At 37.6% G+C, this 13,935-nt stretch carries 16 protein-coding genes and 1 other annotated feature; of the genes, 13 read left to right on the top strand and 3 right to left on the bottom strand.

The window, feature by feature from the left end; translation table 11 throughout:
• The first annotated feature begins 182 nt into the window (after positions 1-182).
• From nrdR to BMX63_RS12185, 11 genes are all read left to right on the top strand, one after another.
• Positions 183-659, top strand: a complete 477-nt coding sequence (gene nrdR, locus BMX63_RS12235) for a transcriptional regulator NrdR (RefSeq protein WP_093136055.1) — start codon at positions 183-185, stop codon at positions 657-659.
• 20 nt (positions 660-679) lie between these two features.
• Complete coding sequence (locus BMX63_RS12230) at positions 680-2,047, top strand: replication initiation and membrane attachment family protein (RefSeq protein WP_093136052.1); 1,368 nt, start codon at positions 680-682, stop codon at positions 2,045-2,047.
• A 12-nt stretch (positions 2,048-2,059) separates the two neighbouring features.
• Complete coding sequence (dnaI, locus tag BMX63_RS12225; RefSeq protein ID WP_093136048.1) at positions 2,060-2,989, top strand: primosomal protein DnaI; 930 nt, start codon at positions 2,060-2,062, stop codon at positions 2,987-2,989.
• Positions 2,990-3,156: 167 nt separating this feature from the next.
• Entirely contained in the window at positions 3,157-3,993 is an 837-nt protein-coding gene (gene ytxC, locus BMX63_RS12220; protein WP_177167291.1) for a sporulation protein YtxC, read from the top strand.
• A gap of 331 nt (positions 3,994-4,324) precedes the next feature.
• Positions 4,325-6,265, top strand: a complete 1,941-nt coding sequence (gene thrS / locus BMX63_RS12215; protein WP_093136043.1) for a threonine--tRNA ligase — start codon at positions 4,325-4,327, stop codon at positions 6,263-6,265.
• A gap of 100 nt (positions 6,266-6,365) precedes the next feature.
• Positions 6,366-6,501 (top strand) — a sequence feature (ribosomal protein L20 leader region).
• Between the two features lie 96 nt (positions 6,502-6,597).
• On the top strand, positions 6,598-7,116 hold the full coding sequence (infC, locus tag BMX63_RS12210) for a translation initiation factor IF-3 (protein ID WP_093136040.1): 519 nt from the start codon (positions 6,598-6,600) through the stop codon (positions 7,114-7,116).
• 43 nt (positions 7,117-7,159) lie between these two features.
• Positions 7,160-7,357, top strand: a complete 198-nt coding sequence (rpmI, locus tag BMX63_RS12205; RefSeq protein ID WP_093136037.1) for a 50S ribosomal protein L35 — start codon at positions 7,160-7,162, stop codon at positions 7,355-7,357.
• A 42-nt stretch (positions 7,358-7,399) separates the two neighbouring features.
• A complete protein-coding gene (gene rplT, locus BMX63_RS12200; protein WP_093136035.1) occupies positions 7,400-7,756 on the top strand; it encodes a 50S ribosomal protein L20 in 357 nt (118 codons plus the stop codon).
• Between the two features lie 218 nt (positions 7,757-7,974).
• Complete coding sequence (locus tag BMX63_RS12195; RefSeq protein ID WP_093136032.1) at positions 7,975-8,790, top strand: transporter substrate-binding domain-containing protein; 816 nt, start codon at positions 7,975-7,977, stop codon at positions 8,788-8,790.
• The gene (locus BMX63_RS12190; RefSeq protein ID WP_093136029.1) at positions 8,777-9,475 is read left to right on the top strand and encodes an amino acid ABC transporter permease; all 699 of its coding nucleotides are present in this window, start codon (positions 8,777-8,779) and stop codon (positions 9,473-9,475) included. The genes BMX63_RS12195 and BMX63_RS12190 overlap by 14 nt, the downstream gene beginning before the upstream one ends.
• A gap of 15 nt (positions 9,476-9,490) precedes the next feature.
• The gene (locus tag BMX63_RS12185) at positions 9,491-10,237 is read left to right on the top strand and encodes an amino acid ABC transporter ATP-binding protein (protein ID WP_093136026.1); all 747 of its coding nucleotides are present in this window, start codon (positions 9,491-9,493) and stop codon (positions 10,235-10,237) included.
• 175 nt (positions 10,238-10,412) lie between these two features.
• Here BMX63_RS12185 and BMX63_RS12180 read toward each other — a convergent pair whose 3' ends face one another.
• From BMX63_RS12180 to BMX63_RS12170, 3 genes are all read right to left on the bottom strand, one after another.
• Positions 10,413-11,024: a TVP38/TMEM64 family protein gene (locus tag BMX63_RS12180; RefSeq protein ID WP_093136023.1), complete on the bottom strand. Its 612-nt coding sequence runs from the start codon at positions 11,022-11,024 to the stop codon at positions 10,413-10,415.
• Between the two features lie 56 nt (positions 11,025-11,080).
• On the bottom strand, positions 11,081-11,356 hold the full coding sequence (locus BMX63_RS12175; RefSeq protein WP_093136020.1) for a DUF1294 domain-containing protein: 276 nt from the start codon (positions 11,354-11,356) through the stop codon (positions 11,081-11,083).
• Between the two features lie 116 nt (positions 11,357-11,472).
• Positions 11,473-11,856 (bottom strand): sigma-w pathway protein ysdB, encoded by a 384-nt coding sequence (locus tag BMX63_RS12170; protein ID WP_093136017.1) that lies wholly within the window; start codon positions 11,854-11,856, stop codon positions 11,473-11,475.
• Between the two features lie 185 nt (positions 11,857-12,041).
• Here BMX63_RS12170 and BMX63_RS12165 point away from each other — a divergent pair, with 185 nt between their 5' ends.
• Both BMX63_RS12165 and BMX63_RS12160 read left to right on the top strand, forming a co-directional pair.
• Positions 12,042-12,533 (top strand): dUTP diphosphatase, encoded by a 492-nt coding sequence (locus BMX63_RS12165; protein WP_093136014.1) that lies wholly within the window; start codon positions 12,042-12,044, stop codon positions 12,531-12,533.
• Positions 12,534-12,613: 80 nt separating this feature from the next.
• Positions 12,614-13,699, top strand: coding sequence for a M42 family metallopeptidase (locus tag BMX63_RS12160; RefSeq protein ID WP_093136011.1), 1,086 nt, complete (start codon positions 12,614-12,616; stop codon positions 13,697-13,699).
• Positions 13,700-13,935: the final 236 nt, after the last annotated feature.

Here is a 13,935-nt window from a genome sequence, read left to right as displayed (position 1 = left end):
TACGGCTCCCAGGTCCAAGCAGACATAAGCAAAATCCACTACGTGGCGAAAAAGCATGCCACTCCGTGAATTCTGCTTATGCTGTCGGACCTAACCGGTCGCCTTCGCTTTTCTATTTATGTTATAATATTGTAATAGATAATTAATGAAAATTCCTTTTTAATCCGGAGTTGAGATAAATAATGAGATGTCCGAACTGTCAATACAAAAATACGAAAGTGCTCGATTCAAGGCCTATTGAGGAAGGCGGGTCTATTAGGCGTCGGCGTGAGTGCGAAAAATGTCAATATCGTTTTACAACATTTGAACGGATTGAGGAAATTCCGTTGATTGTTGTAAAAAAAGAAGGGACGCGCGAAGAATTTAGCAGAGAAAAACTCTTACGGGGGTTAATTAAAGCCTGTGAGAAGAGACCTGTTGCACTTGAGAAGATTGAGAATGTGGTTTCGGATGTAGAAAAAGAGTTGCGAAATCAAGGAGATTCAGAAGTTCAGAGTGATAATATCGGTAAGATGGTAATGGATCGCTTAAAGGAAATTGATGAAGTGGCATATGTCCGATTTGCCTCTGTCTATCGTCAATTTAAGGATTTGAATGTTTTTATGCAGGAATTAGAGGAATTAATTAAAAGGACTAATCGTAATGATCAGGATATTTGAGTTAAAGGAGTCTGTTCCTTATGAATGAACGTATAAAAAATTTACTACCGAATGATTGCTATTCCATTCAGCTTCAAACACCATGTCATGAGGACTATGTAATGGCTTTGACTCATTTGTATCAACCATTAATCGGCCTGCAAGCTGTCTCGATTTATCTTACTCTTTTAAATGAAGCCAAAATGAATCAAAATTATACTACACATCATCACATAATGAATATTGTAAATATTGATTTAGATGAATTCTACGAAGCTAGAATTAAATTAGAGGCGATTGGACTGTTAAAAACCTATGTGGAGGATAAAGATGTACGCACCTATCATTACGTACTGATTCCCCCTTTTTCTACCACACTTTTTTTCGAGGACTCCATGTTGTCCATATTATTAGCGCATCATATTGGTCAAAAACAGTATGATAACTTAAAGCAAAAACTTTGTTCAACAACCTTGCCTAACCAGGCATTTGATCAAACAAAATCATTTAAAGATGTATTCTCAACACTTCAAACCCCAACTATTTTTCCACAAGAGAAAGATAAAGAAATGGAGCCAAACGGTGCATCAGAATCTTCTTTTGATGAAGAAGCGTTAATCGTTGATTTTGAATGGTTAGAGCAAAGTATGCGAAAAAATAATATAGATATCGACAAAGTCTTAACAAAGGAAAATAAATCTTTTATTAATAATCTGGCCAAAATCTATCATGTGGATATGATTTATCTAGAGAAAGCCTTCTTATGGTCTGTGAATGAAAATATGGATTTAGTGAAGGACGAACTGCATGAGGCATGCAAAGACTACTATGCCAAAACTTTCCACACAGAAAAACCTGAACTTCAACTCAAGATAAATCATACAAAGGAAAGAAACCAGGAGCAGAAGCAGTCTCCTCAATCCAAAGAGGGAAAGTTAATTCAGCATTTTGAAAATATAACCCATCGTGAAATTCTTGAAGACTTTTCCCGGACGGGAGTTGCGTCTGAACAGGAAGTTAAAATGATAACGAATGCCATGTTTAAACACGGTTTACCCCAAAGTGTGATGAATGTGCTTGTCCATTATGTACTTCAAAAGTCTGATATGAAGCTGACACGTAATTATATAGAAAAAATAGCAACTCATTGGGCACGTAAAAATGTAAAAACCGCTAAACAGGCTATGCAATTAGCAAAATCTGAGGCAAACCTTTATCAATCATGGGGAAATAAAAAGAAAACTTCCTATAAGAAAAAAGAAGTACTTCCAGAGTGGTTTAAAAAAGAGGAGAATTCGGAACAACCCAAAACAAAGAAGCAGGCCAAAAGTGACCAGGAAATTGAAAAAGAGAAACAGGAATTACAAAAAGCATTGAATAATATGACCACGAAATCTTTTAATCGTTAAGGGTGATTGGGAATGGAATCAATACAGTCAGCACTCAAAAAATGGCTAAATGAAAGCAATAGCTTCCAGGAATCCTATGAAAAAATGAAGAGCGAAATTTTGAAAGAACCAGAAGTGCAGGAATTTCTAGAGGAGAATAATCAATTAAAAAGCAGTGACATAGAGCGACAGTTGATTAAGCTGTATGAATATACTTCGCAATCTAAAGCATGCGAAAAATGCCCGGCATTGAATGAGTGCTGTAATTTAGTACAAGGTTATGCACCAAAAATTTCAACGGAAGGTAAGAAGATTCAGTTAACCTATGATAAGTGTCCCCGTAAGCTGCAGCATGATGAACAGCTTCGTAAAAAATCATTCGTACAAAGCCTTCATATGCCAAAACGGTTATTGGAAGCAAGCCTGGATCAAGTGGACTTGGATGATCCAGAGCGTTTTGAAGCCATCCGTAAAATGGAGCGTTTTCTGCATGAAGCAGAAAACAATCCTTCCAAAGGTCTATACTTATATGGACCATTTGGTGTTGGGAAAAGCTACTTATTAGGCGCACTAGCCAATGCATTAGCAGAACTACAAATTCAATCTTTATTTATTTATATGCCTGAATTCGTCAGGGAAATTAAATCATCCATAAACGACTCAACCATTAACCAAAAAATTGACCGTTTTAAACGTGTACCCGTTTTAATTCTTGACGATATTGGTTCTGAACATCAATCTCCCTGGTTCCGTGATGAAGTGTTAGGTGCTATATTACAGTATCGGATGATGGAAGAATTGCCTGTTTTCTTCACCTCTAATTATAGTTTGAAGGAGCTGGAGGTGGTGTTAGCCTCCGCAAACAAGGTGGAAGCGGAAGAATTAAAAGCCAGGAGAATTATCGAGCGAGTGAAACAGGTAAGTGAACCAATAGCAATGCTTGGTGAAAATAGAAGATCTTAAATTAAAATCAAATGGGTTATCCAAACATAGTATATGAAGTGAAATTTTTGTTCGGTGGGACAGTGACAAATCTCGGCGGATAGAAGTTTCACTTTATTTTTTGTTCATTTTATTTGTCTTTATCCCATATAATGTAACAGTTTGTATCGGAAAGAGGGATGAAGTTCATGGGTTTGGTGATTCATTTTTTTAGCGAAGAAGAAGCAGAAGCATATTTTCATCGAATCTACAGCGATGACGAGCATCGAATACAATTTGAAAGAGGGGAGGGACCAGCGTATTTTGTTAGAGTAGATGGGCAGTTTGAAAAACCTATGTTGGAGAAAGTGATTTATGGACTCCTTTATGTATTTATTCAATACCGATTGCCTGCTCTCTCAAAGGATATTTTAAAAAAGGTATATTACTTTTCGGATGAACACGAACTGATGCATATTATTCCTATATTACAATCTGTGATGCAAAATCCGAAAGGCTATGGTACACAGTCTGAGCTGCAATCGGCTATGGAGTTTTACTACATATTCGAACAGCAAATTGGTCAGAATCAGATTGTATCATTTGACGTTATGATGGAGAATAATCAGCAGTATTTCAAGGAACAATTGATAGAAGTGACGGGCTATGCGATTGAGGAATGGAAAAGAGAAGAAGATTATCAGGATTTTATTCAACGTTTACGCGATTATTTAAAAGACAAAGAACCAAAAACGAAATTGCTTGTGATTACATATCATCACGAATTTCATTTTTTTAAAGAAGATGGAAGACGTTATACAACAAATGAGCTGAAGGCTCTGCAAAATAAGGAATCTTTACATTTTATTGATTTATTATCATCTGAATTTCCTTTACCATCAATACTTGGTGTTGCGCCAAAGAGGGTTGTCGTTTATACATCTAGACCTTCAGATCCTAAAATTATCTTTCTTCAAAGCATCTTTCAGGAACATGTAAAAGTATTATCGATGGAAAAATTCCCTTTTATCGGGAAAAAAGCTTGACAAAAAATTTAATTATCCATATAATTCATTCATAATTAAAAAGTAAAAAATGCATTCGGTAATGATAAGGACATGAGCAATGGAATTCGACTTCACAGAGAGGGAGGTCACAGGCTGCAAGCTTCCTAAGACGAGACATTGTTTACCACCTTTGAACTCTGATTATGAATGAAGTAATAATCAGCGCTTGGTCCACGTTACGGATTCCATAAGTGCCGCATGTTAGCGGAACTAGGGTGGAACCACGGGTAAGAACAAGCTCGTCCCTTTTTACAGGGACGGGCTTTTTTTATGTATATATCCATTTAAAAATGATAAAGGAGTGATTCAAATGGCTGAACAAGTAAAGATTACATTCCCTGATGGTGCTGTAAAGGAATTTCCTGAAGGTACCACGAGTGAAGATATTGCTCAATCCATAAGCCCTGGTCTTAAAAAGCAAGCTTTAGCTGGAAAGGTAAATGGCGAGCTTTATGATTTACGCAGACCAGTTCACGAGGATGCGAGTGTTGAAATTGTGACGTTACGTGATGAGGAAGGGATAGATATCCTTCGTCATTCAACAGCTCACCTTATGGCTCAGGCGATTAAACGATTATATAAGAATGTTAAGCTTGGAGTAGGACCTGTTATCGAAAATGGCTTTTATTACGACCTTGATATGGAAGAGAAAATAACTCCAGAAGACTTAGAGAAAATCGAGAAAGAGATGAAAAAAATTGTAGATGAAGCTCACGAGGTTCAAAGAGTGGAAGTGAGTCGTGAGGAAGCTAAGGAAATGTATCGTGAAATTGGCGATAACTTAAAACTGGAGCTCATTGATGATATTCCAGAAGGTGAGCCGATTACGATTTACAAACAGGGAGAGTTCTTTGATTTATGCCGAGGTCCCCATGTTCCTCATACGGGTAAAATCAAAGTGTTTAAGCTCTTGAATATTTCCGGTGCTTACTGGCGTGGAGATAGTGATAACAAGATGCTTCAACGTATTTATGGAACTGCCTTTGAGAAGAAAGGTCAGTTAGAAGAGTATTTGAAGATGCTTGAGGAAGCAAAGGAACGGGACCATCGTAAGATTGGAAAAGAATTAGATTTATTTACAGTTAATCAAAAAGTCGGACAAGGTCTGCCTCTATGGTTACCTAAAGGGGCAACGATTCGCCGTACTATTGAACGCTATATTGTAGATATTGAAGAAAGGTTGGGCTATAACCACGTTTATACACCTGTACTTGGCAGTGTGGATTTATATAAGACTAGTGGGCATTGGGATCATTATCAGGACGATATGTTCCCAACATTAGAAATGGATAATGAAGACCTTGTATTACGGCCAATGAACTGTCCGCATCATATGATGGTTTATAAAAATGAGCTCCACAGTTACCGCAACCTGCCAGTACGAATCGCAGAATTAGGTACGATGCATCGTCATGAAATGTCAGGAGCGTTAGCAGGATTGCAGCGTGTGCGAGCAATGACGCTAAATGATGCCCATATTTTTGCTCGTCCAGATCAGTTAAAAGATGAATTTACCCGTGTGGTTAATCTGATAAGAACGGTCTATAAGGATTTCGGAATTAAAGATTATTACTTCCGTTTATCCTATCGTGACCCGGAAGATAAAGAAAAATATATTGACAATGATGAAATGTGGAATAAGGCACAATCCCTGCTAAGAGAAACGATGGAGGAAATGGAGCTTGACTATGTAGAAGCGGAAGGTGAAGCGGCATTTTACGGTCCTAAACTTGATGTACAGGTCAAAACAGCAATGGGTAAAGATGAAACGCTATCAACTGTGCAATTAGATTTCCTTCTCCCGGAACGCTTTGATCTGACTTATATTGGAGAAGATGGAAAAGAACATCGTCCCGTTGTTATTCACCGCGGTGTCGTATCTACTATGGAGCGATTTGTAGCTTTCCTTATTGAAGAATACAAAGGAGCATTCCCAACCTGGCTTGCACCAGAACAAGCACGAATCATTCCCGTTTCCATGGATGCACATTTTGACTATGCAAAAGAGGTACAGGATAAACTGCGAATGGAAGGATTACGTGTAGAAGTCGATGAAAGAGATGAGAAAATCGGCTATAAAATTCGTGAAGCACAAACGCAAAAGATTCCTTATGCTTTGGTCGTAGGGGATAAAGAAATCGAACAAAATGCAGTAAATGTCCGCAAATATGGACAGCAGGACTCCGAGACCATCGAGCTACAACCATTCATCGAAAATATGAAAGAGGATGTAGCAGATAAATCTAAATAAAATGATTCTTATAGAGGGGATGATGATCCCCTCTGTAAAAAATATTGACAAATGAGTCATGTCCGTCATATAATACTAAGAGTGAATTGAATAAGGTCTATGTAAAAAGTAGAAGCACCCGCTTCTCGCCTGATCGACGCTAAAAAGCAGTTGGCAGGTTAAAAAACGTTTCTTCGTTTATTTGAAGAATATGTGAAGTGTGGGTGCAGTATGTGTACCGACACTTTTTTTGTTTAGTGGCAGGGTTAAATAGAGGCCCTTCTACTTTTCTTGATAAATTGTCGGACTGCCAGACCTGATCTTTTTTAAATTATTTATGGAGGTGGCTTACGATTAGCAAAGGCGAAACATTAATTAATGAGCGAATTCGAGCACGCGAAGTCCGTTTAATTGGTGCAGATGGAGAACAAATCGGCGTGAAATCACGTCAGGAAGCTCTAAAAATTGCAGACCAGGCAAATCTTGACCTTGTATTAGTGGCTCCAAACGCAAAACCACCTGTTTGCCGAATTATGGATTATGGTAAATACCGTTTCGAGCAACAGAAGAAAGAAAAAGAGAAACGTAAGAAGCAAAAGGTCATCAATATTAAAGAGGTACGCTTAAGTCCTGGGATTGAGGAACACGATTTCAACACCAAATTACGGAATGCCCGCAAGTTCCTTCAAAAAGGTGACAAGGTGAAGGCAGCTGTTCGATTCCGCGGTCGTGCTATTACCCATAAAGAGCTTGGTCAAGAGGTTCTAGAGCGTATGGCTGAGGAATGTAAAGATATTGCTACGATTGAGACCAAGCCAAAAATGGAAGGTCGTAACATGTTCATGATGCTTGCCCCTACCAATGAAAAATAAGCTGGCGTAACAGAGCAGCACTAAATCAAAGGAGGATAACATTATGCCTAAAATGAAAACCCATAAAGGTACACAAAAACGTTTTAAGAAAACTGGTAATGGAAATGTAAAACGTGCACATGCGTTTACAAGTCACTTATTTGCCAATAAAACGACAAAACAAAAGCGTAAATTGCGTAAATCTGCACTTGTTTCAAACAGTGATATGAAGCGTATTAGCTCAATGCTACCTAAAAAGTAAGTAAAAACAACGATGATATAAGAATATTAGGAGGGAACAACTATGCCACGTGTAAAAGGCGGTACAGTAACACGCAGACGTCGTAAACGTGTTCTAAAGTTAGCGAAAGGTTATTATGGTTCAAAGCATGCTTTATTTAAAACAGCAAAGCAGCAAGTAATGAAGTCCGGTCAATATGCATACCGTGACCGTAAACAAAGAAAACGTAATTTCCGTAAACTATGGATTGCTCGTATTAACGCAGCGGCTCGTATGAACGATATTTCTTATAGCCGTTTGATGCACGGTCTAAGAGAAGCAGGCATTGAAGTAAACCGTAAGATGCTTGCTGATTTAGCTGTAAACGATGAGCAAGGCTTTGCTAACCTTGTAACAAAAGCGAAAGAAGCACTTAAATAATAACAATAATATGAAAAAGACTGGCTTCTGTAAATTGACCTCTATAAAGGGTACACTTTATTGATCCAGTCTTTTTTATGTTCCTCAAGTGGATATAATTCGTTTATAAAGATATGATAATGATAAGAGAGTCATTTTAGTTGCAAGGGAATATGAATGTTTGTATAATCAATTTTGTTCAAAATAGAAATCCAACTAAACAGATAGGGGAAATAGACATGAAAAAAGGATTATGGATATTGATGTTAGGTATAACACTTGTACTTGCAGCATGTGGAACAAGTGATGAAGATAATTCTACATCTAATCAGGACACAAACGCAGAAGGTGCAAGTTTATATGACGAAATTATGGAGAAAGGTGTAATTAATGTCGGAACAGAAGGAACCTATGCTCCATTTACTTTTCATAATGATGAAGATAAATTGACTGGATATGATGTGGAAGTAATGAGAGAAGTGGCAAAACGTATGGGGATAGAGGTTAATTTCATGGAAACCCAATGGGATTCCATGTTTGCTGGATTAAACTCTGCACGATTTGATGTGATTGCAAATCAAGTAGGAATTAATCCTGAGCGAAAAGAAAACTATGATTTTTCAAATCCTTATACTGTATCATCAGCTGTTGTCGTTGTACCTGAGGATAATACCGATGTTACTTCGTTTGACGATATAGAGGGAAAAACTTCTGCTCAGTCTCTTACAAGTAATTATGAAAAAATAGCAAAAGAACATGGTGCTGAAATCCAGGGTGTTGAAGGTCTGGCACAAGCCATTGAAATGATTAAGCAAGGTCGTGTACAGATAACTGTAAATGACCGATTGGCTGTATTAGATTATATGCAGCAGCAGCCTGACGCAGGTATAAAAATAGCGGCACAACAAGACGAGGTGTCTGAAACCGCGTTTGCATTTCGAAAAGGAAATGAAGAGTTAGTACAAGCGTTCAATGAACAGCTGGAAGCCATGAAAGAGGATGGTACTTTAACAGAAATCGCGAAGAAATGGTTTGGTGAAGATGTTTCTCAATAGTCTTTTGTTTACTATATCAGCAAATATGAAAGGTTGGGATTTATTTGTTAATTCCTTATGGCCCATGATTCAAGGGGCCATTAAGGGAACAATACCTCTAACCTTGATTTCATTTACAACCGGAATTATGCTTGCTCTAATAACCGCCATCATGCGATTATCAAGTTATAAATTCCTTACCATTCCTGCGCGGGTTTATGTTTCAGCTATTAGAGGAACACCCATGCTTGTACAACTCTTTATTGTGTTCTATGGTTTAGGACAGCTTGGTTTTACCATTAATCCCTTTCCTAGTGCGATTATTGCGTTTTCACTAAATGTTGGTGCCTATGCATCAGAAGTGATTAGGGCATCTATTTTGTCAATTCCTAAAGGACAGTGGGAAGCTGCACAGACTGTTGGGATGAGCTACGGGCAATCCTTAAGGCGAATTATACTTCCTCAAGCTGCTCGTGTCTCTATTCCTCCATTATCAAATACGTTTATTAGTCTGGTAAAGGACACATCATTAGCATCATTAATTTTAGTAACTGAGTTATTTCGAAAATCCCAGGAAATCGCTGCGCGGACTTATGATTTTATGTTGCTTTATGTTGAAGCTGCACTTCTTTACTGGGTTATTTGTTTTATCCTATCACTTGTGCAGGATCGTATTGAACAACGCCTTGAACGTTATGTGTCTTAGGTGGGAGGAATTTTTTTGTTTTTAAGTGTAAAAGGATTAAAAAAGGCATTTGGGGACCAAGAGGTGCTCAAAGATATTAATTTGGAAATAGAGAGAGGAAACATTCTTACTATTATTGGTCCTTCTGGTTCAGGAAAGACAACGCTATTACGGTGTTTAAATGCATTAGAAAGACCAGATAAAGGCACGTATTCGTTTGATGATGGCCTGGAGCTTCATTTTTCTGATCATATCAAGAAAAATGATATGACGCGCTTACGTCTGAAATCTGGTATGGTATTTCAGTCCTATAATTTATTTCCACATAAAACAGCGTTAGAGAATGTAATAGAGGGACCTTTAATTGTACAGAAAAGGAATAAGGATGCAGTCATGACGTTAGCTAGGGATTTATTAGAAAAAGTTGGACTCTCAGATAAGATGGATTTATATCCTCATCAATTATCCGGAGGCCAGCAGCAAAGGGTTGGAATTGCCAGAGCTTTAGCGATTCAACCTGAATTAATGTTATTCGATGAACCAACGTCTGCGCTTGATCCTGAATTAGTAGGGGATGTATTAAAAGTCATAAAAGATTTGGCCAATGAAGGATGGACGATGGCTATTGTTACCCATGAATTGCGATTTGCTGAACAGGTTTCTGACCGCGTTTTATTTATGGATAATGGCTATATCGTTGAGCAGGGTTCTCCAAAAGATGTACTAAGGAATCCAAGTGAAGAACGTACTAAACAATTTATTCAAAGGATTATGAATCCATAAAACTATGTATTAAACCAAGTTTTTCTTTTTTGGTCATTTTCTTAGCTTATGCTGGCCTTGAGCCTGGAAGTCACAGCAAGATACGGAAAAGCGACTGGTCAGGTCCAGAACAACATTCTTCAAAAGAAAAGAAGTCCCCTGCCATAGATTAGACAGCGGGACTTCTCTTTTATGATTAACTAACCCTGTTCATAGGGGGGGATCCTTGGCCCATTTCATCGTCTTTATGGAAAAAATCTTCCCATCGCACAACAATCTCTTTTTGTCTTAATAAGTAAATCATAGGGAGAATTGCAATTACAACTGCACCCATAATCATTGGTGACAAACTTGCAATCCACTGACCAAAAGATGTATAAATAACCGCTAAAGGAACATTTGAGAGCAATGATAGCTTAAAGTACTCCTTATAATTTCGTGATATTTCCAGGATACACAGGGACAACAAATGAAAATGGATAAATGGCATTAGACGTAACAGGACGATTTGCCCTTTGGAAATTTGCCTTTGTTTTCCTAAGATCTTCGTTTTAAGTCTCACTAATCTTTTGAAGGTTTTGGGCATGAATACCAGAAAACGATAAAAGAAAATACTTGATAAGGTAATGCCAATCACCGAATAAATTGTCCCAGATACCATACCAAATAATATACCACCTGATACACAAATAAAGGCAACAGGCATGAATATAAGGGGTCTTAATAAATGCATGCCAATAAACAGTACCGGAGCAAACATTCCACTGGACTCTACGATTGTAAATACCCAAGAAGTCAGCTGTTCCATGATAGAGCCCCTTCCCTGATGGTGTTTGTTTCATGTATATGACATAAGACGAGCCTTTATGACAGGTTCTTATATAGAGAAAATAACGCAGCAATGGTTAACCCAGTCAATAATGGAAATCCTGCTTTAAATTTCAGCTTATTTGTTTTATGTCTAAATAGAAACATACCAAAAGTACTTCCAATTGCACCGCCAATAAAAGCAATAAGAAATAGTTTTGCTTCTGAAATCCGCCATTTGCCTTTAATTGCTTTCCGCTTGTCCCACCCCATGCTTAGAAATCCAATTCCATTCATCATAACAATATAGGATACGAAAAATCGTTCAAGCATTGCTCTTTCCTCCATTAAATAAACAACTTATGATATGCGATAAACTCGGGGCCTGACCAGTCATCTTCGCTTTTTTGTGTCCAACTACGGCCCCTAGGTCCATCTCCTCCGCTTTTCTATTCATCAGTAAATATTTTTTTGATTGGGTGGCGCCATTCAACTTTTGCATGGGGATAGTGGATGAGAATTTCTTTTTCTATGAAAAAAAGATCTTCGCGGGAAATCCCGACTAATTGATCAGGATTGCTTGTACTTACCGAGATGGTAACGACTTCAAAGGCTGTTTCTGTAGTTCCTAAGTATTTCTCTCCTTCAAATAGAGCTCCTTTATACGTAAGTAAAAAGTTTTTCTTTACATTCTCTTCATCATAAAAATAAAAGGATTGATTTTCTTGAGCGATTTCAAGTTTACGTTTAGGATTTACGATATACTTATAGGCCGCATAGATAAAAAAGATAATGGCGAAAATGATCAATAGGCGAAACAAAATGATGATCATGATGAAATCGACTCCTACAATAAAATTTTTAGACTATATTATATATGATTACGGTTAATAAGGAAATAAGGTTTCACTTTTTGATATAATTAAGTAGATATTAGAATTCAGATTTTACGGACTGTTTACCTATGTTTGTATGGAGGAATTCTTAGTCCAATATATATATAAAGGAGTTAGACATAATGAACTGGGATCTTCTATTTAAAATGCAGGACGAATTAGATCAGCGAATTAAACAGGAGCATCAGCTTGAAAATACAGATGTTGTTCATGAAAAAATTCTTGCTTTACTTGTTGAAGTTGGTGAATTAGCTAACGAAACAAGATGCTTTAAGTTTTGGAGTCATAAAGGCCCTAATGATCATGCTGCCATCTTAGAAGAATATGTAGATGGTTTGCATTTTATCATTTCCCTGGGACTGGAACTTGGCTTTTCTTATGAAGGTTCAAGAAATGAAGTACAGGAAAGTCTTGCAAGTACTTCAGATGAGTTTCTTCAAGTATACGAAAATACGATTGCGTTGAAAAATAAACAGACTGAAGCAGCTTATGAGCAATTATTTCATTCCTTTCTAGTATTAGGAGAGGGTCTTGGGTTTGAGGAGGAAATGATTAAAAGAGCTTACGTAAACAAAAATGAAGTTAATCATCAGCGCCAGGATACAGGGTATTAATAATCCTTCCTTTTTGTTAAATAAATGAAAGATAGGTATAATAAGGAATGGATGTATACATATAAAGGAGGAGCAAATAGATGGTAAAACTCGATGAAACCTTGACTATGTTAAAAGATTTAACCGATGCTAAAGGAATTGCAGGTCATGAAAAAGAACCAAGAGAAGTTATGCGTAAATACATAGCTCCATATGCAGATGAATTATTTACGGATGGATTAGGCAGCTTAATTGCCAAAAAAACCGGTGATGAGAATGGACCAAAAGTGATGGTTGCAGGTCACCTGGACGAGGTAGGCTTTATGGTAACCCGAATTGATGATGATGGGTTTGTTTATTTCCAAACAGTCGGTGGCTGGTGGAGTCAGGTCATGCTTGCCCAACGTGTGACGATTTTGACGAAAAAAGGGGAAGTAACAGGAGTTATTGGTTCAAAACCTCCACATGTTCTTTCAGCAGAGGCAAGAAAAAAACCAATCGAAATTAAGGATATGTTTATTGATATCGGGGCTTCAAGCAAGGAAGAGGCCACAGAATTTGGTGTTGTACCTGGTGATTCGGTTGTTCCATATTTCGATTTTACCGTTATGAATAATGAAAAGATGCTTCTGGCAAAAGCATGGGATAACCGTATTGGCTTAGCTATCGCGATTGATGTATTAAAACAGCTAAAAGATGAGAAGCATCCAAATGTCGTTTATGGAGTTGGGACGGTACAAGAGGAAGTTGGCTTACGTGGAGCGAAAACAGCTACACATACCATCCAGCCAGATGTCGGATTTGCAGTGGATGTAGGAATTGCAGGTGATACACCAGGTATTTCCGATAAAGATGCATCCAGTAAAATGGGGGATGGTCCTCAAATTATTCTTTATGATGCATCGATGATTTCTCATAAGGGACTTCGTGATTTTGTTGTGGATACAGCTGATAAACATAATATCCCTTACCAATATGCTTCCTTGGCAGGTGGAGGTACAGATTCAGGTTCCATCCATTTAACTGCAAATGGTGTGCCTGCCTTATCCATTACCATTGCTACACGCTATATCCACACACATGCGGCTATGCTTCATCGTGACGACTTTGAAAATGCCGTGAAGCTTATTGTGGAAGTGATTAAAGGTTTAGATGCTGATACGGTAAAAGAAATTACGTTTGATTAATTATTTTATAAGCATGTGGTCTTTATTTTAAGGATCACATGCTTAATTATTATCTTAAGGGATTAAATGTCCTGATTCTGGACCAATTACCAAAAGTCCTGCAGAATTCTCCATAAGATTTCTCCATCAACGTCCTATACGGATAGTGCTATCGGTCGCTTCCGCTTTATTCTCCTTCTTCTGTAAGGGTTATTAAACTTAACGTATTATGGTACAATGATATTGCTTTAATTAGG

This window comes from Salinibacillus kushneri (assembly GCF_900111405.1).
Taxonomy (GTDB): Bacteria; Bacillota; Bacilli; order Bacillales; family Alkalibacillaceae; genus Salinibacillus; species Salinibacillus kushneri.
Note: the sequence above shows the minus strand (reverse complement) of the source record. Positions and strands in the feature narration are given on the sequence as shown.

Excerpts from the sequence above, each read along its gene's own strand:
- dnaI (WP_093136048.1), top strand. The coding sequence starts at position 2,060 with ATGGAATCAATACAGTCAGCACTCAAAAAATGGCTAAATGAAAGCAAT.
- BMX63_RS12170 (WP_093136017.1), bottom strand. The coding sequence starts at position 11,856 with ATGATCATCATTTTGTTTCGCCTATTGATCATTTTCGCCATTATCTTT.
- BMX63_RS12230 (WP_093136052.1), top strand. The coding sequence starts at position 680 with ATGAATGAACGTATAAAAAATTTACTACCGAATGATTGCTATTCCATT.
- BMX63_RS12180 (WP_093136023.1), bottom strand. The coding sequence starts at position 11,024 with ATGGAACAGCTGACTTCTTGGGTATTTACAATCGTAGAGTCCAGTGGA.
- ytxC (WP_177167291.1), top strand. The coding sequence starts at position 3,157 with ATGGGTTTGGTGATTCATTTTTTTAGCGAAGAAGAAGCAGAAGCATAT.
- BMX63_RS12160 (WP_093136011.1), top strand. The coding sequence starts at position 12,614 with ATGGTAAAACTCGATGAAACCTTGACTATGTTAAAAGATTTAACCGAT.
- BMX63_RS12175 (WP_093136020.1), bottom strand. The coding sequence starts at position 11,356 with ATGCTTGAACGATTTTTCGTATCCTATATTGTTATGATGAATGGAATT.
- BMX63_RS12190 (WP_093136029.1), top strand. The coding sequence starts at position 8,777 with ATGTTTCTCAATAGTCTTTTGTTTACTATATCAGCAAATATGAAAGGT.
- rplT (WP_093136035.1), top strand. The coding sequence starts at position 7,400 with ATGCCACGTGTAAAAGGCGGTACAGTAACACGCAGACGTCGTAAACGT.
- nrdR (WP_093136055.1), top strand. The coding sequence starts at position 183 with ATGAGATGTCCGAACTGTCAATACAAAAATACGAAAGTGCTCGATTCA.
- thrS (WP_093136043.1), top strand. The coding sequence starts at position 4,325 with ATGGCTGAACAAGTAAAGATTACATTCCCTGATGGTGCTGTAAAGGAA.
- rpmI (WP_093136037.1), top strand. The coding sequence starts at position 7,160 with ATGCCTAAAATGAAAACCCATAAAGGTACACAAAAACGTTTTAAGAAA.
- BMX63_RS12165 (WP_093136014.1), top strand. The coding sequence starts at position 12,042 with ATGAACTGGGATCTTCTATTTAAAATGCAGGACGAATTAGATCAGCGA.
- BMX63_RS12195 (WP_093136032.1), top strand. The coding sequence starts at position 7,975 with ATGAAAAAAGGATTATGGATATTGATGTTAGGTATAACACTTGTACTT.